Here is a 23,594-nt window from a genome sequence, read left to right on the forward strand (position 1 = left end):
ACTATAACAAAAAAGCCCGGACCAATTGATCCGGGCTTCAGTTATATTATACAAATATTTTGCACTACCTGTAAACATAAAACGCCCGGAACCTGCCACTGCCTTGCTCTGAGCAAGGAACTGTGCGATCCATATTTAAGTTAAAGCGTTTCATTTTTATAAGTGTTTACCTATTATCAATTTTTACGTTGCAAAGATAATAGGATAAATACAGATTATGCAAATTTTTAACAGACTTTTTTCAGATTTTTTTTCTATGTAGATAAATATGTTTTTTATTTAGCTGCATACAAAAAAGCCGGGAGTGTGTATACTCACGGCTTTTTGCAATAAGGATAACAATAATAGATGCGTTGCTGGTCGACCAAAAAAAATCAGATCAGGATTGCGCTTTCTTCAAATTCTTTTTCCAGTCTTTTCATTTGACGGATATGACGTTCAATATGTTTGGTCAGGAAATAGATGTACTGATAGATATCGAGCTTACCCAGGTGGTTAACAGACATGTTGGTGAATACCAGCACGCCTTCACCGTTTTTGAGCAAAGACACGTTGTACATGCATTGTGCATACTGTTGTTTCAGTAATGCTTTTATTTCCTCCATATTTTTAAAGCCTGTAGGCTCCATATGTTCTGGTCTTACCCAGCCGAAAGACTTGCTACTGATCACGTCGATCTGGCTGAATTTTTCCTGGTAATCTGCCGGCAATACAACAGCATGACCATTACGTTTACGGTCAAGTGCACGGCGGGTGCTTTTGTTGATAATCAGCAACAGGAAATAATTAGTGAGGGTGATATGTTCCAGCACTTCCCGTATGCTCCATTGGTCACGGTCCGGCTTAAAGTCCAGTAATGCCGTGTCTTTTTCGAACCACTGGTCCAGCTCCCTGAAATTGGTGAGTAAAGCCTCTCTTACAACTTGAATAACGTTCCTCATATACTAACGTTTTTGGGGTTATGCACTGTACCTGTTTGTTATAAAATCAGTAGGGTTTAGTACATAACATAATTGAAAATAGTGTTTGCCATTATTGTGCCGGAAATTCTGCAACAAAAAACCCGACCGTATTTACGGACCGGGCAATAATGTAAAGGGTTAGCTTACATCACTACATACCAAGTCCGTATGGCTTTTTTAAGGCAAAGCCATTCCGTTTACACCATTCGGTGCATTGAATAAATTGATCAGTTATCGTCTGAATCTCTTTCAATGTCGTCATTTCAGTACTGCTTCAAAAGCAAAAGGTCCCGCCTGTTAGTGCGGGACCTTTGTTTGTATCGTTTGATAACTTTTTTCGTTAACAATCGGTGCAACGTGCCCGCCATCCGTCATTGACCTGCTTTTGCTTGCAGGCCATCGCTGAAATCGTATATATTGACAGAAGTTGCACTAAGAAATTTTGTTATTTTCAACAAAGGTAGATTTTATTTTTTTTATTACACAATATTACAGCCTACTTTTTTTGTAGAGTTAACAATTAGTTTATACGTGCAGGTGGCTGTTTCGGTTGTTGTTGCAACTGTTGCTGTATTTCCCGGTTTTGCTGCTGTAATTTTTCGATCTCTTCGTGTTGACGGATGAGATGCAATGTCAGCTCCTCTACTTTTTTCAGCAATCTGGCATTCATATCACCGAGGTCCAGCCCGGTGCTGTCTACCTCTCCGGCAGACGGCATTTCCGGAAGATGTTTATGCTGCTGTATAAAAGCGGCTGTGCTCTTCAATGACGGTAACGGATAATCTTTTTCAAATACGTAATCCGGCCAGGTACCGGAGGGCTTTACCTTGACGCGCTCCGCGATCATAGTACCGGCGACAGCTAACTGATAACCCGCTGTCTGATTGGTTCCTATGCCCACGGTGTTGTCGAGTGCAGATACAAACACAGCTGGCTTGGAAGCGTATTTCGATTTCAGGCTATCATAACTGTCTGCCCGCCGGGCGCCAACAATAAACAAACCATGACCAAACCGGTCTAAATCAGCCCCCATCTTAATTCCATAAGACTGCAAGTCACTACTATGATTTACAAACTCCAATGCATATGCACCATTATTGCCGTCTTTTCCAATAATAAACCGCTCAAAGTTATATGCACCAGGAAAAGTCATCTTACCATCCCGCTCCATCACTACTTTTGACCAGGGCGTAATAGGACTGTTATTGGTTTTCCGGAAATAAAGATCCTGGTCATAGAAACTACCAGCAAACTGCATTGCCAGGTTATTTTCGGGATTAGAGTGCCTAACATCCAGTAAATGCCACCAGCTGCTGGCCCCTGCTGGGTAATTAACAGGAGTAACAGTCTGAAAAAAACCAGATACAGCTCCGGCATCCCCTCGCAAACCGGCATCATTCCTATATTCAGTACGGGAGCCAAAATCACCCCATGATAAACTGTCCGTTTGCAGGGCCTGCAATTGCCGGGTTTGCGCCACAGCTGCTACAGCACTTCCCAGTGCCAGGGCTAACATACATATCTTCTTCATAGATATAGGATTTTTTAAAACAGGTAAAACAATAACGCTCAAGATAAAATAAATCCTAAAATAAGCTCAGCTGGCTGGTAGGCCTACGAAAGGATTCTGTATTAAACTCGAAACGTTCCTGGTTCAACCCATTCTTTTTGGTATGCACTCTGAACTGTTGTCTGATCAGGTCAGCAATATTACCGTCTCCTCTCTTCCGGCGGCCAAATTCGCTGTCATTCACATTACCACCATGCATACTTTCAATCTGGTGCCATACCTTATCAGCACGATCAGGGAAGTTCTTATAGAGCCAGTCATTAAAAATTATCTTGACCGCGTCATTCAGTCTTACTACCGTATAGCCGGCATAACGGGCGCCATTGGCTGCGGCCGTCTCCAGGAGATGAGGCATCTCGTGGTCATTTAGTCCGGGGATCATAGGGGCCGTCATAACGCCAACGGGTACACCCACTTCACTCAGTTCCTTCACAATCTTAAACCGTTGCGCGGCTGTGGTGGTTCGGGGCTCCATTTTCTGCCGCAGCTCTTCCTGCATGGTAGTGATGGAAACATATACACAGACCAGTTTTTCCTGTGCCAGCTGCTGTAACAGGTAGCGGTCGCGTAATACCAGCGAATTTTTAGTAATGATGCCTACCGGCTGCTTATATTCCAGGGCTACTTCCAGCAACTGCCGGGTCAGCCACATTTTACGTTCCACCGGCTGGTAGCAGTCGGTGTTCCCCGAAAGGGAAATGGGTTTGGGCACCCAGTTCTTATTGTCCAGAAACTTACGCAGTAGTTCCGGCGCATTATGTTTTACAATGATCTTCCGTTCGAAGTCAAGCCCTGCACTCAGTCCCCAGAACTGATGAGCATTACGGGCATAACAATAAATACAGCCATGTTCACAGCCCTGGTAGGGGTTCATGGAATACCACATCCCCACATCCGGACTGTCTACCTTATTGACCAGGGTTTTGGCATGTTCCTCAAATATCTGGGTGGGAACATCTGCCTGCCACCACTCATCAATACCTTCAATATGCTCCTTCACATACTCCTCTTTCAGGTACTTATTCCTGGGATTGACCTGGGCGCCACGTCCTTTGTAATAGGGCGTTTCTGCGCCACCTTCCTGGAACGGCAATGTCATACACTAATATTTTTAGTAAAACTACTAAAAATATTGGCATTTAGATTTTTTTTATTTATTGATGGGCCTGTTGATTTGTACAAGTCTAGATGATCTCCATCTGCTTCATCAGGAAAGTAGCATTCTTGTTTCTCGCAATACCAGCTCTGATGCGGTAATCAAAGAACAGATGATTGTCCTGTATAGTGCTTTCGAAACAGTAGTTCTTTATTTTTTCGGGGTAACTGTCTTCCAGATGGCCCAGCTCCAGGTCATGCGTAGCAATCATCCCCAGGCAGTTATAGGCCAGGAAATGCTCTATCAGGCTGCGGGAGCCGGAGAGCTTGTCTTCCGAATTGGTCCCCTTCAGGATTTCATCCAGCAGAATAAACACCTGCCCTCCTCTTTTCAGCTGCAGGATGATATGCTGCAGGCGCAGCAGCTCAGCCTGGAAATAAGAGGTATGGCTGGCGATAGAATCCTTGATACGCATAGATGTCATAATGCGCATGGGGGTAAACACAAAACGTTGTGCACATACGGGCGCCCCACACATGGCCAGCAACAGGTTGGAACCAATACTGCGCAGAAACGTACTCTTTCCTGACATATTAGATCCTGTAATGATCAGGAAGCTAGCCGGACGCCCGATACTGCCATCATTCTTCACAGACTCATTATCGGGGATCAGCGGATGACCCAGGGCTTCGGCCTCCAGCACCATCGGTGCTGCCTGTGGTTGCGGATAGGCATACTGCGGATGATTGTACGCATAGGTGGCCAGACTATTCCACACCTCCAGTTGGGCAATCACCCCAAACCAGCGCTCCACATCTGTTTTATGTTTCGATTTCCAGCGTTCCAACCGCAGAATACAATGCAGGTCGTACAGAAAAAGAGAGTTCAGGATAACAGCCACCAGCAGGTTCAATCGCTGATCAAAAGCAGATCCGATGCGGGACAACTGATGCAGCGCCACATCTGCCTCCCTTGCAATTCCCTGCTGCTCCTTCAGTAATGCTGACTGCTCAAAGGAACCGTTGCGGATCAGGTGCAACAACAAGGAAAACTTCTCCAGGATACGCTCCTTATGAGATATCAGCTTGTACTGCTCCATCATCTTTCCCTGGATGCTGCCCAGCAACAACCAGTTCAGTATCACCATACCGATAAAAAGATAATAATGCCCGGTATAAGCGTATACTCCCAGCATTAGCAATGCCAGCGCCGGGAACAACCAGGAGGCTATCTGCATGAATTTGTTGTGGATAAAGGAAAAGGGCATGCCTAACCACAGCGCCAGCTCCCGACGGTCGCTGACCTCTTCTTTTGCCAGCATTGCATTAGCCGTCAGATGCTGCCGGAAGTCGATCTCGGGCGCCAGTACCTTCAACGCTTCTTGTGTAGCCAGAATGGTCGGTACATCCTCTATAGGACTCCGCAATGCGTTCGCCAGCTGTTGTTTGCCAGACAAAGTACCCGTACGGTTGATGGACTGGAAAATAGAAGCAGGACCAAACACGTCCAGATCGTTGCTGTAATCATGCTGGTCATCGATAAACTCTCTGCCGTCTTCAAAAGTGGATTTCCATTCAGTAGCCTGCAGCAGCTCTTTCTGATTCAGCTCCAGCAAGGTTTTTAACAATGCGAGCTTCTGCTGCGACTGGTTATGCTTCTTCAGAAAAAAAGCAAAAAACACCACGCCCACAGCGGAAAGGAGCAACCATCCCCCCATCCATCCCTGCCGGAAATAAAACACAACCCCGGCAATAATCAACAGAAAACTCAATAATCTCGCCCACGACAGCAGAGAAGCCTGTCTCCTCTCTTTATCAATAGCCTGCTGAAAATCGTTTATACGTTGCTGATATATACCGGCGTGCTGCATCTGGATCGTTTTTAAAAGTGAAATGCAGCGGAAGATAATCATCTCCGCTGCATTTCAAATATCAAAATAAAAAATCAAAAAATGCTAAGCATATTGCCTTTTCAGCAAATCAGGATACTCCTGGCTTACTTTCAGAATAAGCTCTCCGAACAAGGTACATGCCCAGGCAAACCATTTACGGGTGAACTTACTGGGATCGTCTTTATGGTAGGACTCGTGAATAAAGCCGGTATTTCCATCTGTATTACGCAGTGTTTTGATACATTCGGCTATTTCCTCCTTGTTATGGCTGGTCAAAGCTCTCATGATGATACTCATCGGCCAGATGTAGTTTTCTCCGGTATGCGGACTACCTACGCCATTGCCATACTTACCTTGATAGAACCAGGGATGGAAAGTGCTCCATACAAAATGTCTGGAGGCCTGGTAAAGCGGATCATCCGCGGTAGTATATCCCAGATAGGGAATAGACAGCAGGCTGGGCACGTTGGTATCGTCAATGAATAAACGATTACCATAACCATCTACCTCAAAACCATACATGTTACCCAGCTTAGGATGTTCTACGATTGCATAGGCTTTGATAGCGCGGTCCACTTCATCAGCCAGGTCGGTGCACTCTTTCGCAAAAGCAGCATCTTTATAGATCTCCGTGCTGATTTCCGCCAGCTGGCGCAGTGAAACCACCGCGAACATATTGGACGGGATCAGGAAAGGAAATACGGTGGCGTCGTCAGACGGGCGGAAGATCGAAACGATCAGGCCTACCGGCAGCATGGGTGCACCGTAACCGGAATTAGGTACGGTATCTGACTGCCAGGCAGTTACCCGCTGAAATTTATAAGGACCTTTCCCTTCCTTACGCTGTTGCTCTTTGAACGTTTTTACGATCAGGCGGGCAGATTGTTTGTATTTGTCGTCAAACACTTTGGTATCTCCACCTTGCTTCCAGTAGTGATAAGCCAGACGCACGGTATAACAGAGCGAGTCTATTTCCCATTTGCGTTCATGCAGCTCTGGTTTCATGTCCGTGAGGTCTTTCTCCCATTCACTGCCGGTAGGGCCGTCATTGAAAGCGTTGGCATATGGGTCTATCAGGATGCATTTCACCTGGCGGTTGATCACACCGGCGATCATCTGCTCCAGTTTAGCATCTTCCTTAATCAGCGGAATATAAGGCCATACCTGTGCAGAGGAGTCACGCAGCCACATCGCATGGATATCGCCGGTGATGACAAAGGTATCGGGCCTGCCATCCTGTACTTTAAAGTTCACAGTGGTGTCAAGGGTGTTCGGGAAACAGTTCTCAAACATCCAGGCGAGTTTGTTGTCCGCAATCTGCTTTTTAACGCCGGCAATGGCCTTTTCTACAGCATCACTGCTGAATTTGCGCTGGGCCAGCGGCGGACGTTGGGAAGTATAACCATTCCAGCCTAAAACCGTTTTGGGCATCCCCAGCCCTACAGCACCTGCCAGCAGTGCGCTGTTCCTGATAAAATCTCTCCTTGCTACCATACTGTTTTATTACGTTTAGATGGCTAAAATAGAAAAGTTTCCCGGATTTGCTTAATCGATTTATCAATCGTCATCCTCTTCCTTCGCCTGCAGCTTCACAAACGCACTTCTGCGGGGTGCCGGCATCACGGCATTTTCGCCATGGATGGCCTTCCACACCACTTCATTCAGTTCCAGGTCCGGCGCGCGGTCTTCATGCGCCAGATCAAAAGCCGCAGAACGGCGGGCACTTTCATTCCAGGCAGTATTACGTTCCCGGATGTCTACATTGGCGTCCAGTGCCACATAAGGTGTGAGGTCGGGCGTAGCGGTGAAGAGTTCCCACATAGGTGTGGCAGCTGCGTCGTACTGGCTCATCGGCGGCAGTCCCAGGATCAGCTCCATGGTACGCAACATCCCGGAGGTGGAATACATGTTATGATTTACAGCCTTGCGTTTTACATAAGGACTTATCACATAAGCAGTAGAACGGTGTGCATCTACGTGGTCCGGGCCATTCTGCGCATCATCTTCCAGAATAAAAATGGCGCTCTCTTTCCAGATTTTGCTGTGGGAAATATATTCTATCAGTTTACCTACGGCCAGGTCGTTATCAGCCACAGATGCATAAGGCGAATAGGCACCTTTGCGCATACCGCTGGTATGGTCGTTGCCCAGACGGATGGTATTGAAGTGAGGTACTGCATCGGCAGCCAGCAGGGAATCGAAATCACGCTGCCAGATCTGCTGCCTGTCCACATCCAGGATAGTGAGATCAAAGGCAGGATAATCTTTGCAGAAATGCCCTTCCAGTGATTTAAGGGTAGCGGAACCTTTGCCGGTAAACTCGCCATAGCTGCGATAGCTTACCCCTGCCCGCTGGCAGTAATCCCAGATAAATCCTTTTTTAGGATAAGCGATTTTGCGGCTGCCTTCATAATCGTAAGTGCCTCCGCGGCCACCATAACTGGTAGGCCAGGTTTTTTCCGTATAGTCGGTAGCGTAAGCAGCAGTACTCCAGTTGTGTCCGTCTGCGCTCACTTCTGCATCTACATAAAAATTATCCAGCAGTACAAAATCCTTCACCAGCTTATGCTGATTTGGTGTGATACGCTCAGGGAAAATACACAGGCTGCTGTCTCCGTTACCTTCTTTGATATCGCCCAGCACCTGGTCATAGGTACGGTTTTCCTTGATCACGTAAAACACGTATTTAATAGGCGAAGGTTTTCCTACTTCTCTGGGGATAGGGTTGCCCTCTTCTCCGGCAGCGCGCAGCTCCTTGTTTTTGTTATAGGGAGTATTATCATACACCAGCTTAGACCATTGACCCAGTACCTTTTCACCCGGCTCGCGGAACATGGAAAGCGTACCTTTGAACAGTCCGGCAATATACTGTACCGGACGGCCCTGACGGGTATTGGCCGCATGTGAACCGCTGGCATCTTTACGGCTGATCGGATTAGGTCCTTCAGGATTAGCCATAGAGGTGAATCCTTTACCATTGGCCACCAATACTTTTTTACCGGTGATACGCACGCAGGTAGGATACCATCCCACGGGGATAAAGCCTTCAGAATGGCTTTTACCTGGTGTGGCTACATCAAACACAGCGAGACAGTTGTTGTCGGCATTAGCGATGTACAATGTTTTGTTATCAGCAGACAATGCCAGACCATTGGTAGTAGATCCAGCAGGTGCATCAGGATACAGCGCTGTCTGCAGGGTCTCAATCACCTTACCATCTGCAGTGGTGATCACAGACACGGAGTTATCATTGGCATTAGCCACATACAGATACTTCCCGTTTTTGGAAAGAATAACTTCATTAGGATGGCTGCCCGTTTTAATTTCCTGCACCACTTTATCAGCAGCAATGTCATATACTGCAATCGCATCACCGCCCCATAAAGAGATATACAGCGTTTTGTTGTCTTTCGACAGCACACAGGTATACGCCTCTGCAGACAATGGAATACGCTTAATTACTTTCCTGGTGGCAAGATCCAACAGATAGAGACTGTTGTCTTCTTTGGTAACTACGTATAACCGGTTACGTGAGTTATCCAATGCCATACCGGTAGGACAAATTTTTTCTTTCGGCCATGACAGTCCCAGGCGGATACTGTCTGCCAGTTTCAACTTATTGTCCTGAATACGGTATTGCCAGATCACATTATCATTGGCACCGGAAGCGTATAATGATTTTTCATCTTTGCTGAAAGCAAGGCCCAGCCATGATTTAGGGATTGTCACCTCATCCAGCAGTACTTCCTGTTGCGGATCAATCAGCTGAAGCGTGTGTTTGCTCTGGCCGTTATTATTTACCACCAGGTATTTCTCAGAACCGGAAAGGACCATGTTCAGCGGAAGATCTCCCAGTGGCAGGGAACGGCCTGCTGGCGTAAGTGCCCAGCCATTGGGCAACAATATCCGTGAAGCCACGGTATCTGTTGTTTTTTGTGCGACCGCCTGCAGAGAGGCCAGCAGCAACATACTGAAAACCAGTTTTTTCATATGCATATCAGGTAATAAGCCGGTAAAAATAGCGCAGCAACACAAGCAGATACAATAGCCCTCACAATTGATAATACTAATATAATATATGAATTCCGTTCTTTTAAGTGTTTACAAAAAGCGAAGGCCCCATTGGTGTAGAAACCAATGGGGCCTTCGCTTTATATACATTTCTATGTTCGCTCCTATCTCCTCACATCAACATCATCACTAAACATCATCACCATCACCGTTACATGTTTCTGCGATATTGTCCACCTACTTCATAAAGCGCATGAGTGATCTGTCCAAGTGAACAGTGTTTCACGGTCTCCATGAGTTCTGCGAAGAGGTTGCCATTGTTGACAGCCACCTGTTGCAGTTGTTTGAGGGCAGCCTCGCTCTTGTTCCTGTGCCGTTGCTGGAAGGCTTCCAGGGTATTGATCTGGAAGGTTTTTTCTTCTGTGGTGGAGCGGATCACTTCTGCCGGGATAATGGTGGGTGAACCATTTTTATTCAGGAAGGTGTTAACGCCTATGATAGGGTATTCACCAGTGTGTTTGAGTGATTCGTAGTAGAGACTCTCTTCCTGTATTTTGTTGCGCTGGTACATTCTTTCCATAGCGCCCAGTACGCCACCGCGTTCTGTGATACGGTCAAATTCCGCCAGCACGGCCTCTTCTACCAGGTCGGTCAGTTCTTCAATGAAGAAGGAACCCTGTACCGGGTTTTCGTTTTTGGCGGTACCCAGTTCGCGGTTGATGATCAGCTGAATAGCCATCGCCCTTCTCACACTTTCTTCTGTAGGCGTGGTGATGGCTTCATCATATGCGTTGGTATGCAGGGAGTTGCAGTTATCGTAGATAGCATACAGGGCCTGCAATGTGGTACGGATATCGTTGAAATCAATCTCCTGAGCATGGAGACTGCGGCCGGAAGTCTGAATATGATATTTCAGTTTCTGGGAACGGTCGTTGCCTTTGTATTTGTATTTGATGGCTTTGGACCAGATACGGCGGGCTACGCGGCCGATCACCGAATATTCAGGATCCATACCATTACTGAAGAAGAACGAGAGGTTCGGCGCAAAATCGTCGATATTCATGCCTCTGCTGAGATAGTACTCCACATAGGTGAACCCGTTAGCCAGTGTAAAGGCCAGCTGGGTGATCGGATTGGCGCCGGCTTCCGCGATATGGTAACCGGAGATACTGACAGAATAGAAGTTACGCACCTTCTGATGGATGAAATACTCCTGTACGTCTCCCATGAGCTTCAGTGCAAATTCTGTAGAGAAGATACAGGTATTCTGTGCCTGATCTTCCTTGAGAATATCTGCCTGCACAGTACCTCTTACTGTACTGAGGGCATAGGCACGGATCTTTTTGTATACATCTTCAGGCAGTACTTCATCGCCGGAGATACCCAGGAGCTGCAGTCCCAGTCCGTCGTTACCTGCGGGCAGGTCACCACTGTAATGCGGCAGCGGATGGTCTTTGAATTTTTTCTGGATGGTGGCTTTTACCTGTTCGGTAAGACCGTTTTCAACAATATATTTCTCGCACTGCTGATCGACGGCGGCATTCATGAAGAAAGCCAGCAACACCGGCGCAGGGCCGTTGATAGTCATGGATACAGAGGTCTTCGGATCGCAGAGATCGAAGCCGCTGTATAGCTTTTTGGCATCATCCACAGTTGCGATGCTCACGCCGGAGTTTCCGATTTTGCCATAGATATCCGGGCGAACGGCAGGGTCTTCCCCGTAGAGGGTTACGCTGTCAAATGCAGTAGACAGGCGTTTGGCCGGCTGATCGATGGATACGTAGTGGAAGCGTTTGTTGGTCCTTTCAGGGCCACCTTCACCGGCGAACATGCGGGTAGGATCTTCCCCTTCCCTTTTGAGCGGGAATACACCAGCTGCATAAGGAAATTCACCTGGTACATTTTCTGTGAGCTGCCAGCGCAGGATATCACCCCAGTCTTTGTATTTAGGAAGGCTAACTTTCGGTATGCGGCTGTGGCTGAGGCTTTCTGTAAAGAGCGGCAATTTGATCACCTTATCCCTAACCTGGAATTCGTAGAAGTCGGCTGCATATTTTTTCAGCAGCGACGGCCATTCGTCTACCAGTTTTTTGCATTCAGGATGCAGGGAGGCCTGCAGCTGTGACTGTATATCTGCCAGCATCGCAGCTTTTGACGGATCAATATCTATCACGCCCTGGATCTGATACAGCTGCGTAGCTATTTTACACTGTTCATCTACCCACTTACTGTAGTCAGCAATCGCTTCCCCTATTTCGGCGAGGTAGCGTACCCTGGCAGGCGGGATGATCTGCGATTTGGTAGTGGTGGATTTGAGGCTTTCATGTACCAGCGGTCCAAAGGGAGCGCTGGTTTTTTCCACTACTTTTTCCATCACCCTTTCAAAGAGCAGGTTGATGCCTGCATCGTTGAACTGGGAAGCGATGGAGCCTACCACCGGTAGTTCCTCGTCTTTAGCAGTCCAGAGGCTGTGGTTACGTTTGTATTGTTTGCGCACATCGTGCAGTGCATCGAGGGCGCCGGCTTTGTCAAATTTGTTGATAGCAATGACGTCTGCATAGTCCAGCATGTTGATTTTTTCCAGCTGGGATGCTGCACCGTATTCAGGCGTCATTACATACAGCGATACATCACAGTAATCGGTGATGGCAGTGTCGCTCTGACCGATACCGGAAGTTTCGAGGATGATGAAATCGAAGCCTGCCAGTTTGCAGATATCGATGGCTTCCTGGATATGTTCGCTGATAGCTTTGTCGCTTTCCCGGGTAGCGAGAGAGCGCATATAGGCCCGTGGGTGGTGGATGGCGTTCATGCGGATACGGTCACCCAGCAAGGCGCCACCGGTTTTCTTTTTGGACGGGTCTACCGATATCACGGCTACGGTCTTGTCGCTGAATTGGGTCAGGTAGCGGCGCACTAGTTCGTCTGTCACGCTACTTTTACCAGCGCCGCCGGTGCCGGTGATACCCAGCACAGGGGTTGCATTGTCTTCTGCAGGTGTATTGGTAATCTGAGTACCTGCCTCAACATCCACTGTTACTGCTTTTCGGGCTTTTACGCCGCTCAGCAGTGCTACCGGCATGTCATTTTCCGCCAGGCTGATGCCGCGGGCGATGATCTTAGGATTCCTGCTTTTTTTCAGCTGCGGGATATCTTCCACATTACTGCCGCTGGCCAGCGGTTTAACAGGGATGTCACACTGACGGATGAGGTCTTCGATCATACCTTCCAGCCCCATCTGACGGCCATCATCCGGAGAGTACAGCCGGGCAATACCGTAAGCATGCAGCTCTTCTATCTCTGTAGGCAGGATGGTACCACCTCCGCCACCGAAGATCTTGATATGTCCGCACCCTTTCTCCTGCAACAGGTCGTACATGTATTTAAAAAACTCTACGTGCCCTCCCTGATAAGAGGTAACGGCAATACCCTGTGCATCTTCCTGAACAGCACAGTCTACTATTTCTGCAGCGGAACGGTTGTGACCCAGATGGATCACTTCGGCGCCTTTTGCCTGCATAATCCTCCGCATGATATTGATGGCGGCATCATGCCCGTCAAATAAAGCTGCTGCAGTTACAATGCGAACCTTATGTTGTGGTGTATATGACATATGATCTTTTTTTCTCTCACAATGGGACCAGGGGAGCAAAGGGGCAGCAAACCGCTGTCACTTTTCCAGAGACCTTTGCAAGCAATGCAAGTTACGGAAAAAGCGGCTCAACTACAGGCCTACCATGGGTTTAGAAGAGATTAAACAGGAAAACAGTCTTATTGCAAATTATTTAACCATTCCTGAAAAGGGTTAGTTTTTCCCTAAAACGACTTTCCCCTGTACCATCAACCGGCACAAGGGAAAGTGAACGAATAAGACACCATGCAAAAGTGCTTAGCAGCCTTCTTGTTTCATAACGTGGAATTATAAAATCAAACTATTGATAAAATATTTATTGATTTCTTTTTGGCATACTTGATAAAAGGAAAATTTCTAATACCGCTTCGTTGGCAATACGTACTACGCTGATTTAAATTCTGGTTTTCATCTACCCCTGAAAAACCGTTTTTTCAGGATGTGTATATTTTACACAATCTTACTTAATTTTTTGTTAAAAACAAACTTTTTTTTCATTTTCTGGAGAAATAAATCAAAAAATGGTTTGTACCGGGCACAAGGGATCTAACCCTTCCTGGCAAAGGGTTTGAATACGATTAATATTAACGGGAAAACGAGTGGGAAACGAAGTAGCAGCTAAAAAAATATCATACGTTCTTATCTAGAAGCCTATGCCCAGATAACGCTTTTTACGCTGGTCGTATTTCTCAAAATTAAACTTGTAGAGTTTGGCAGGTCGGTGCGGTACATCTTCTTCTTCTTCATTCAGGTCCAGCAAAAGGTCCATTGAAAGAAACTTCTTGCGGAAATTACGGCGGTCCAGCTCTACATCCAGGATGGCTTCGTACAGGTTTTGCAGCTCGCGCAAGGAGAATTTTTTCGGCAACAGGTTGAAGCCCACAGGCTGTACCATCACCTGTTGTTTGAGCCGTTCGTGGCAGGTATCCAGAATCTGTTTATGGTCGAACGCCATATTCTGTAAGTCTTTCACAGAATGCCAGTGCAGATCGTTATTATTTTTTTTCAGTTCTACATGTTCAATATTCACGAGCGAATAATAGGCTACTGTAATTACACGGCCCGCAGGGTGACGGTTGATAGCACCGAAGGTCTGCACCTGCTCCATATACACATTATCCAGACCTGTCCGTGCTTTGAGCACTCTGTAGGCTGCCTCGTCCAGCTCTTCATCCGGCCGTACAACATCTCCCAGTAATGACCATTTGCCTTTATATTCTTTCAGATCGGATTCAATCAACAACACTTTCAGCTCATCGTTATTAAATCCAAAAATGACACAGTCCACCGAAATGGCGACTTTGAAATAGCTCTTTATCTCAACAAGGTGAGTATTGATGTTTTTGGTGTACATAGACATCATAAAATACGTGGAATTTCTGTTATGATTCTAAATCTTGCTGAAAGGTATTCATTATCCGAATGAAAGCAAAAATTAGCCTGTTAAAAGCAGAAAAAAAGCGGATTTTTTTGCCTGTTTATAAGGAAGCAGAAAGATAAGTTTATTTTTACAGCTCAGTATTCGATAATTATGTACACAAAGGAAATAGAAATAACCCTGACACAGCTGGCCAAAGATCTGCTCAGCCACCTGCAGCAACAAACACTGTTGCAATCCATTGATGAAACCCTGGAAGCATTACGTCGGGTAATCACATACAACGACTGGCGCTACTATGTGCAAAGTGATCCGGTACTCAGCGACTACGAATATGATCAGCTCTTTGCCTGGCTCAAAAAACTGGAACAGGAACGTCCGGACCTCATCAGTCCCGACTCTCCCACCCAGCGCGTCGCCAAAGGGCTCACCAAGGAGTTTGTCACCGTACAGCACCTGGTGCCTATGCTCAGTCTCGAAAACTCCTACAATGCCGACGATCTGATCGACTGGGACCGCAAAGCCCGCGAAGGCGCCGGGCTGCCGGAGATAGAGTATTGTATTGAACCGAAGTTTGATGGTGCCAGCATCTCACTCATTTATGAGAACGACCGCCTTACCCGCGGTGCCACCCGTGGTGACGGTATTGCAGGAGAAGACATTACCACCAATATCCGGCAAATACGTTCTATTCCACTGTCTGCCAGCTTCTCCAAATATGGTATCCATCAGATAGAAATACGCGGCGAAGTACTGATCAACAAAAACACCTTCAAAGCATTCAACGATAAACGCATTGCCGAGAACCTGCCACCACTGGCCAATCCACGCAACGCCGCCTCCGGCTCGCTGCGCATGGTAGACCCTAATGAAGTGGCCAAACGCGGACTGGAAGCTTTTCTCTACCATATGAGTTATCATACCATGGAAGACGAACAGCAGGAACCCGATGCCATCAAAACACATAGCGGTACACTCGACCTCCTGTCCACACTCGGTTTCCGTAGCCCTGCCAAAGAGAAAAAAGTAGTAACAGGCATCCAGGCTGTCATCGATTACTGCCTGCAGTTTGAAGCAGAACGCGACAACCTGCCTTATGAGATTGATGGCATGGTGATCAAGGTAAATGATTATGCCCTGCAGGATAAACTGGGGATGACCACCCACCATCCACGCTGGGCCATCGCCTATAAATTCAAAGCACGCCAGGCTACCAGCAGACTGCGTGCTGTAGAATTCCAGGTAGGCCGTACCGGCTCTATCACCCCGGTAGCTAAAATAGATCCGGTACATATCGGTGGCGTAACCGTTTCTTCTATCTCCCTGTTCAACGAAGACGTGATCCGGGAAAAAGATCTCAAACTGGGCGACATGGTACTGGTAGAAAGAGCCGGCGATGTAATCCCTTATATCGTGAAGTCGGTTGCCGACCTGCGCACCGGCGAAGAACAGGATATCATATTCCCTACCAGCTGCCCCGTTTGCAGCGACAAACTGGTAAAACCGGAAGAAGAAAGTGTATGGCGCTGCACCAATATCAATTGTGAAGCTCAGGTGGTAGAACGTATGATCCACTTTGTCAGCAAAGATGCCATGGACATCAAAAGCTTCGGAGAAAGCAACGTGCGCAAGTTCTACACCCAGGGCCTGATGAAAGACATCCCTGGCATCTATCAGCTGGACTTCGATAAGATCGGCGCCATGGAAGGCTTTGGTAAAAAATCGCTCAGCAATCTGCAAACAGCCATAGAGCAGTCCAAAGCCCAGCCGCTGCATCGCCTGATATTCGGCCTGGGCATCCGCTATGTAGGTGAAACTACCGCCAAAACACTGGCCAATGCCGTCACCAATATCATGGACCTGAAAGACTGGACAGAAGAGCAGATACTTGCCCTGGAAGACATCGGTCCAAAAGTAGCCGGTGCCATCCGTCAGTTCTTCGCCAATGAAGATAATATCCATATGCTCGAAAAACTGGCTTCGCTGGGCATCAACATGACCAACACCAAAAGCCAGCTGCATACTTCCGGTACCCTCAGCGAACAAACCTTCCTCTTTACCGGTACCCTCCACAAGCTGAAACGCAGTGAAGCAGAAGAAATGGTAGAACAACAGGGCGGTAAAATCATGAGCGGCGTAAGCAGTAAACTCAACTACCTCGTAGTAGGAGATGATGCCGGCAGTAAACTGGAAAAAGCAAAAAAAATCAACACCATCCGGATCATCACAGAAGATGAGTTCCTGGAGATGATCAAATAGTACTATGATTGATGATACTTTTTATATGAAGCAGGCGCTGAAAGAAGCGCATAAAGCTTTTGAAGATGGCGAAGTGCCTATTGGCGCCGTGGTGGTACTCAACAACCAGATCATCGGCCGTGGACACAATCAGGTAGAGCGATTAAACGATTGTACCGCACATGCGGAAATGATCGCGCTCACCGCAGCCTTTAATACACTGGGCAGCAAATACCTGATGGAAGCCACCCTGTACGTGACTGTAGAGCCTTGCCTGATGTGTGCCGGCGCCTTGTACTGGAGCAAGATAGGAAAAATCGTATATGCGGCGGCGGATGATAAAAACAGCTATCGCCGCGCCACCGGCGACCGCTCTCCTTTTCATCCCAAAACCAAACTGGAGGCCGGTCCCTGCCGGGAAGAAAGCCTCCAGCTGATGAAAACTTTTTTTGAGCAAAAACGCTAACCATATTCTTAATCAAAAATTGTTGAAAGACCGGAATTATGCATCAGAAAAACATCGTTATCATTGGTTCTTCAGGCCATGGTAAGGTAGTGGCAGACATCCTTTCCCTGATGCCGCAATATAAGGTGGCAGGCTTCATTGATGCCTTCAGGGAAAAGGGGACCGTTTGTACCGGAGGACTGACTGTTTTGGGAGCAGAGCAGGACCTCCCGGCTATCATGCAAAACCTGAACGTGTGTGGAGGTATTGTGGCCATTGGCGACAATTGGGTCCGCAGCCAGGTAGTAGCTAAAATACAGGCTATCGCTCCCGGCTTCGAATTTATCAATGCGGTACACCCTTCCGCAGTGATATCTGCCAGCGCCACCATCGGTACAGGCAATATGATTTCTGCCAATGCTGTCATCAATGCCCATAGCAACATCGGCCACCATTGTATCATCAATTCGGCAGCCTGTATAGAACACGACAACCAGATGGATGATTACTCCAGCGTAGCACCACGGGTGGTGACAGGCGGAAACGTTGCCATCGGAACATTTACAGCAGTCAGTATAGGCGCCATCGTTAAACATGGTATCAGGATCGGAGAACACAGCCTGATCGGCGCCGGCGCTCTGGTACTCAAAAACGTGGATGCTTTCAGCACCTGGTATGGCGTGCCCGCCAGGAAAATGGCTGAACGCAAAGCCGGTGAAAAATATCTGTAGAAATATTCCATAAAAAGAAAAGACGCAAAGGACATCCCTTGCGTCTTTTCTCATTTTATGAAAGAAGATTACTTCATGCTTTTGTTCTCCATCAGTTTGTTGAGGGCCATCATCTGTTTCATGGTCTGGTCCATTCCTTCAGAAGAACCATCCAGGAAGATCACATTGCCTTTGGAGTTTTCTGCAAAGTTTTTGATGGCTTCGGTCCACATGGAGAAAAGGATCACAGAGGTATCGAGGTTAGCCTGTTGCATTTCTTTGGCGGCGGTGGTCATACCTTTGGCCACTTCCTCGCGGAACAGGGCTACACCCATACCACGCAGCTGTGCTGCCTGACGTTCAGCTTCCGCAGCGATTTTGATCGCATTACCATCTGCTTCCGCTGCTTTGGTTTTAGTGATCAGCAATGCCTGACCTTCGTTTTCTGCGGCGGCTTTCAGGTTGTTGGAAGATACTACCTGTGCCATGGATTTCATGATCACTTCATCGAAGGTGATATCATTCATCTGCAGGTCTAACAGGTGAAAACCCCACTCTTCCAGGGTTTTATCGATCTGCTCTTTTACGTGTTCTGTAATGTCTTTACGCAGACCGAGTACTTCTGCCTGTCTTTTGGTGGCTACAAATCCACGGATGGAGCCTTCGATGGTGCGTACCAGCGCCTGCATGAAACTTCTTTCATCCATGAATTTAAAAGCTACGTTTTTCAGTGTTTCTTCTTCCTGGTTCCATACGGAATAAAGCAACATAGCTTTGAAGTATACATTGGCCTGATCAATGGTGATGGCCTGGAACTCCAGCTCCACAGACCTGTTCTGAACAGAGATCTTTTTAAATACTTTTTCGACCAGGGGTATTTTCCAGTTCAGGCCAGGAAAGAGGATGCGGTTGTATTTACCGAAAATGGTGGTAATAGCAACATTGCCCTGCTGTACAGTAACGAAGGAAGACAGGGCTACAATAAGGCCCAGGAATGCCACGATCATCAGGAATACATTCATAATGCGTATTTTTTGTTAGGTAGGGTTTGAACGCCTAAATATAATCAAATAAACCGCAATATCAGAGATGGGCATATGCTTCCGCAAGCTGGATGCAGGTTAGATTTTGAGGGTGTTTGTGTGAAGACAAACAATGGATGAAAAACTGAGCTTAAAAAGACAATGAATGAATATTAAAAAAAGCTTAGTAATTAAATCCTTTGTTTTCTTCTGAAATATATGAATACATCATCCAGTTCAATTTGTTTCAATTGGTAAGCCAACCGTGTTCTCAGGTCCTCAGTCTCGTCTTTGATCTTTCGATACTGATCTTTCAGATTTTCATAACGTTCCACAATTTCCTCCGCAGTGGCAGTTTGATCCAGTTGTAAGATATAAAATGCTCTTTCCTCGGTTATCATAGTGATAGGGGGTATTTCAGCCAATAATCATGTCCGGATGTTTAAAAAACATGCTTCATTTTAATTCACTAAATTAGTGGAGATTCAAAAGCAAGCAAATACCCAACCTTGGGTATTTTTAGAAAAATTTAGCAAAGTTTAGCAATTTTCTCTCCGCATTTTTTCACTCCACAAACATTGATAATCAGCAAAATACAATTTAGCAATATACTTTTCATTCCGGGACATTCATTTTGAGGGTATATAAAAAACGGTGACAGAATGCGAAAAACTGATACTATTTTAACAAAGAAATCATTGATAACCGATCTTCCGGGCGATGGCTACCAGCTCTGTAGTATTGCGGACTTTTAGTTTCAACCGGATATTTTTACGGTGTGTTTCCACGGTATAGCGGCTCAGGTTCAGGGAATGGGCTATCTCTTTATTGTTCAGTCCTTGTACTGCGAGGCCCAACACGTCTTTTTCCCTTGCGGTGAGTTTATTCAACAGATTTTCGTTCTGCCGGCGCAGTATTTCACTGAGGGCCACAGAAATTTGTGCATTGGTATCGATAGCATGGGTAAGGTCCAGAAAGGCGCAGATGATCTCCTGTACACGCCCGTTGGCATCCCAGGTGAAGGGCACTTCCAGCCCCAGCAACCAGCGGTATTCTTCCTCTCCTTTTTTACGAATACGGGCTACTCCTCCAAAATGGCTTTTGTTGTCAATGAAAGATTGCTGGGCCACCACAGCCAGCGCGAAATCATCCGGATGCATAATATGCTGGAAAAATTCCATTCCCATGCCAGTCAACTCTGTGACAGTAAATCCAAATGTCTCCGCCAGACCGGTATTGCACCAGGTAATGGACTTGTTGTTATTATCATAACTGTAAAGCATTGCAGGTACACTGTTCAGAATGCTCTCTAACAACTGATTACGATCTCTTAATTGCTCATTTTCCTTTCGCAAAGCGGTGAGGGAAAGGTTTTGCCCAAAGTCCGAGCCTGTATGCATACTATACGTTTTAAACAAACAATAGGTAAACAACTGTCAGGCACATACGAAAAAACATGTCTGATGTTACGTCCTGTAAACCGAGTACATGTAAATATAAAATAATTTTCCATATGACCCAGCATTTGGCTGGTGCTAATTTAGTAATTGAAAAATGAAATTGATATTTAACGGATTGGCAGTAAATTTGGCGACTATCAAGAAATAATATTTTCAAACCCAATAAAAACAGAAGTTATGGCATTTACACTCCCGAGCTTACCCTACGCTACTGATGCGTTAGAGCCTCATTTTGATAAATTGACAATGGAAATTCACCACGGTAAGCACCATCAGGCATATGTTGACAATCTGAACAAAGCGATTGCCGGCACTGAGAATGAGAATAAATCCCTGGAAGAACTGGTGGCAAATGCTGGTAAAATAAGCCCTGCTGTAAGAAACAACGGCGGTGGTCACTGGAATCACAGCTTCTTCTGGACCAGCCTCGCTCCTAACGCAGGTGGCAAACCTTCCGGTAAACTGGCAGAAGCAATCGACAGCACCTTCGGTTCTTTCGATGCCTTCAAGGAAAAATTCAACACTGCCGGCGCTACCCGCTTCGGTTCCGGTTGGGCATGGCTGCTCCTGAAAGACGGTAAACTGGAAGTTTCTTCCACTCCTAACCAGGACAACCCACTGATGGACGTTGCTGAAGTAAAAGGTACCCCTATCCTGGGCGTTGACGTATGGGAACACGCATACTACCTGAAATATCAAAACCGTCGTCCGGAATACCTGAATGCTTTCTGGAACGTAATCGACTGGAACGCTATCAGCAAAAGATATGAAGCTGCCGCTCAATAAGGCTTGTAGCTGATATATAAAAAAACAAACCCCGCCAGAAAATGGCGGGGTTTGTTTTTTTACAAGGTCTGTATATTACAGCTCTTTGATTTTAATATTCTTGAGCCAGATCTCACTACCATGGTCCTGCAACGCAATGTGGCCTTTTTTAGACATTCCGTAGCCTTTGGCGTCTTTCCATTTTCCTTCTTCCTTGTGTTTCTTCCACTCATCTGTCCACAGATCATACCCGGCTGTTTTTTGTCCGTTCAGCCAGTGTTCCACATGGCCTTTGTTGACAACAATGCGGGTAGTATTCCATTGTCCGATAGGATTGGAAGCCGCTACCAGCGGAGGATTCATCGCATAGTTAGCACCAGTCTTCTGCCAGTCTTCCAGCTTATCCGGGAAGTTGTTATCATCAATGATCTGATATTCCGGACCACTCAGATAAGGAGCATCAAATGCTTCGGTCACCATATACAGAATGCCGCTATTGCCCTGTGCTGCCAGTTTCCAGTCTGCTGTCAGTTCAAAGTTCTCAAATTCCTTATCGGTGATCAGGTCGCCGCGTTTATCGCTTTTATCGGTGGCACTGCCCAGGCAATGTAAGATGCCGTTTTCTGCTATCCAGGTATCTGTAGGCTTGTTTTTAAAACCACGCCAGCCATCTTTGCTGGTACCATTGAACAGCAGCTGCCAGCCTGCTGCCTTGTCAGCTTCGCTGAGGGCAGTGATAGCGGAAGTATCTACTACTGCTGCAGATGCATGTGCAGCGGTAGTATCAGCATGTACGGCTGTTGTATCTTTGGTTTCCTTTGTAGCGCCTCCGCCACATGACATCACGGTAACGGCCATTGCAGACAGGGCTGGTACTAATAACTTTTTCATATGGTTCACTATTTTGTGGATTAAATAACTTTCAGGTTCTGTGGATCCCACTGAATGATCTTGTTGTTGAAATAACTTTCATTGCACAACAAGGCAGGTGCTGCTGCACGGAAGCCGAACAGCGGATCTTCTGCTACTTTACCACCGGTACGCATAGCATTGAAGAGATTGTAGAAGTGGTCAAAATGCGCACCTTTATAACCTTTCTCTGCTTCATACACCATTTTATCCTGCGGCAGGATGTCTGCACGGTGATAGGTAAACGATTTTTTAGCTTCAGCAGCCGCGTTGGCAGCAGCCAGCGGATCATTTTCATCCACGGCTACATTGTTACGGTACAAGGTTACACGGTCCCACTCTACTGTCATAGAACCTTCGCTGCCCACCATACGCAGGTAGTTGGTACCACCGGTGCCATCTACGAAGTTGACACGCAATGAGAGGTTAAATGCCGGATGGACTGCTGTTTCCGGATAATCAAACATACCCAGCATAACGTCTGGTACTTCCCTACCATCGTTCCAGTAACGCAGACCACCTGTAGCCATCACTTTATTAGGACCGATGGAACCGGTCACCAGGTGCAGACTGGAGAACAGATGTACAAACAGATCACCGGAAACACCGGTACCATAATCTTTGTAATTACGCCAGCGGAAGAAACGCAGCGGGTCAAATGCACGCTTGGGCGCGTTTTTGAGGTAGGCGTCCCAGTCTACTGTTTTAGGAGAGGCATCGGCCGGGATAGGATACTGCCAGGCGCCGGTAGGCGACATACGTGCCCAGAACCCTTCTGCATAGTTGAGTTTACCGATAGCACCATCTTTCAGCAGCTGGCGGGCCTTTTCGTTACCCAGTGAACTCATACCCTGGCTACCTACCTGGTACACCACTTTGCCATTTCTTTTCTGTGCTTCCACTACAGCAGGACCTTCGCTCACATCATGAACCATAGGCTTCTCGCAATACACCGATTTGCCTTTGTTCATGGCTGCCACAGAGATTTCTTTGTGCCAGAAGTCGGGCACCGCAATGATCACAGCATCGATGTCCTTACGATCCAGGATCTCATTATAGTTGCGGGTAGTGAATATATCATTGCCCCATTTCTTTTTTGCATCCGCCAAACGGCCGTCATACAAATCGCAGGCTGCTACCAGCTTCACACCTGGTACGGTGATCGCGGTGTTGGCATCTGCTGTGCCCATACCACCGGCACCAATCAGGGCTACCTGAATATGATCATTGGCAGTATACTTTTCGTTTAGGCGTGATAGTGATTCAACATTCCGTGTTCTATCAGCAGCGGTAATAATGCTGGGCAGCAGAGAAGCCCCTACTACTCCTTTGGCAAACTTGCTGATAAAATGCCGGCGTGAGTTTTCGTTGGAATTTACTGGCATATTATCTTTTTACTTTAGTTGGAGAAAAGATGATTGTTAATATTCAATGAGTTTGTTAAAATAAAAACAATAAATGGGAAATCATAATTTTTAAAACGCGAAAGCCTGCTCCGGTAAGGGA

17 protein-coding genes are annotated in these 23,594 nt (G+C 46.7%); 4 read left to right on the forward strand and 13 right to left on the reverse strand.

What is annotated here, in order from left to right; translation table 11 throughout:
• Nucleotides 1–374 precede the first annotated feature (374 nt).
• From KD145_RS17700 to KD145_RS17735, 8 genes are all read right to left on the reverse strand, one after another.
• Complete coding sequence (locus tag KD145_RS17700) at nt 375–941, reverse strand: DinB family protein (RefSeq protein ID WP_212000369.1); 567 nt, start codon at nt 939–941, stop codon at nt 375–377.
• 541 nt (nt 942–1,482) lie between these two features.
• On the reverse strand, nt 1,483–2,493 hold the full coding sequence (locus tag KD145_RS17705; protein ID WP_212000371.1) for a hypothetical protein: 1,011 nt from the start codon (nt 2,491–2,493) through the stop codon (nt 1,483–1,485).
• 55 nt (nt 2,494–2,548) lie between these two features.
• Nucleotides 2,549–3,631, reverse strand: coding sequence for a PA0069 family radical SAM protein (locus KD145_RS17710; RefSeq protein WP_212000373.1), 1,083 nt, complete (start codon nt 3,629–3,631; stop codon nt 2,549–2,551).
• 85 nt (nt 3,632–3,716) lie between these two features.
• Nucleotides 3,717–5,498, reverse strand: a complete 1,782-nt coding sequence (locus KD145_RS17715; protein WP_212000374.1) for a hypothetical protein — start codon at nt 5,496–5,498, stop codon at nt 3,717–3,719.
• 84 nt (nt 5,499–5,582) lie between these two features.
• A complete protein-coding gene (locus KD145_RS17720; protein ID WP_212000376.1) occupies nt 5,583–7,013 on the reverse strand; it encodes a glycoside hydrolase family 125 protein in 1,431 nt (476 codons plus the stop codon).
• A gap of 63 nt (nt 7,014–7,076) precedes the next feature.
• Nucleotides 7,077–9,554, reverse strand: coding sequence for a beta-propeller fold lactonase family protein (locus tag KD145_RS17725; RefSeq protein WP_374223484.1), 2,478 nt, complete (start codon nt 9,552–9,554; stop codon nt 7,077–7,079).
• Between the two features lie 187 nt (nt 9,555–9,741).
• On the reverse strand, nt 9,742–13,143 hold the full coding sequence (locus tag KD145_RS17730) for a methylmalonyl-CoA mutase family protein (protein WP_212000380.1): 3,402 nt from the start codon (nt 13,141–13,143) through the stop codon (nt 9,742–9,744).
• Nucleotides 13,144–13,804: 661 nt separating this feature from the next.
• Complete coding sequence (locus tag KD145_RS17735) at nt 13,805–14,524, reverse strand: NUDIX domain-containing protein (RefSeq protein ID WP_212000382.1); 720 nt, start codon at nt 14,522–14,524, stop codon at nt 13,805–13,807.
• A gap of 168 nt (nt 14,525–14,692) precedes the next feature.
• On the opposite strand from KD145_RS17735, the gene ligA reads away from it, so the two are divergent.
• The 3 genes from ligA to KD145_RS17750 are packed head-to-tail and all read left to right on the forward strand — an operon-like array spanning nt 14,693 to nt 17,953.
• On the forward strand, nt 14,693–16,798 hold the full coding sequence (ligA, locus tag KD145_RS17740; RefSeq protein ID WP_212000384.1) for an NAD-dependent DNA ligase LigA: 2,106 nt from the start codon (nt 14,693–14,695) through the stop codon (nt 16,796–16,798).
• 4 nt (nt 16,799–16,802) lie between these two features.
• On the forward strand, nt 16,803–17,243 hold the full coding sequence (locus tag KD145_RS17745; protein WP_113616369.1) for a nucleoside deaminase: 441 nt from the start codon (nt 16,803–16,805) through the stop codon (nt 17,241–17,243).
• 38 nt (nt 17,244–17,281) lie between these two features.
• Complete coding sequence (locus KD145_RS17750; protein WP_212000387.1) at nt 17,282–17,953, forward strand: acetyltransferase; 672 nt, start codon at nt 17,282–17,284, stop codon at nt 17,951–17,953.
• 68 nt (nt 17,954–18,021) lie between these two features.
• Here the strand turns inward: KD145_RS17750 and KD145_RS17755 are convergent, their stop codons facing one another.
• From KD145_RS17755 to KD145_RS17765, 3 genes are all read right to left on the reverse strand, one after another.
• Nucleotides 18,022–18,954, reverse strand: a complete 933-nt coding sequence (locus tag KD145_RS17755; RefSeq protein ID WP_113616367.1) for an SPFH domain-containing protein — start codon at nt 18,952–18,954, stop codon at nt 18,022–18,024.
• Nucleotides 18,955–19,145: 191 nt separating this feature from the next.
• Nucleotides 19,146–19,355, reverse strand: a complete 210-nt coding sequence (locus KD145_RS17760) for a hypothetical protein (RefSeq protein ID WP_168871163.1) — start codon at nt 19,353–19,355, stop codon at nt 19,146–19,148.
• A 294-nt stretch (nt 19,356–19,649) separates the two neighbouring features.
• Complete coding sequence (locus KD145_RS17765) at nt 19,650–20,354, reverse strand: LuxR C-terminal-related transcriptional regulator (protein WP_212000389.1); 705 nt, start codon at nt 20,352–20,354, stop codon at nt 19,650–19,652.
• Nucleotides 20,355–20,591: 237 nt separating this feature from the next.
• Here KD145_RS17765 and KD145_RS17770 point away from each other — a divergent pair, with 237 nt between their 5' ends.
• Complete coding sequence (locus KD145_RS17770; RefSeq protein WP_212000390.1) at nt 20,592–21,200, forward strand: superoxide dismutase; 609 nt, start codon at nt 20,592–20,594, stop codon at nt 21,198–21,200.
• A 75-nt stretch (nt 21,201–21,275) separates the two neighbouring features.
• Here KD145_RS17770 and KD145_RS17775 read toward each other — a convergent pair whose 3' ends face one another.
• Together KD145_RS17775 and KD145_RS17780 are read right to left on the reverse strand one after the other, a co-directional pair.
• A complete protein-coding gene (locus tag KD145_RS17775; RefSeq protein ID WP_212000391.1) occupies nt 21,276–22,070 on the reverse strand; it encodes a DUF1080 domain-containing protein in 795 nt (264 codons plus the stop codon).
• A 20-nt stretch (nt 22,071–22,090) separates the two neighbouring features.
• Nucleotides 22,091–23,473, reverse strand: coding sequence for a Gfo/Idh/MocA family protein (locus tag KD145_RS17780; protein WP_212000393.1), 1,383 nt, complete (start codon nt 23,471–23,473; stop codon nt 22,091–22,093).
• Nucleotides 23,474–23,594: the final 121 nt, after the last annotated feature.

This window comes from Chitinophaga sp. HK235 (assembly GCF_018255755.1).
Lineage (GTDB): Bacteria > Bacteroidota > Bacteroidia > Chitinophagales > Chitinophagaceae > Chitinophaga.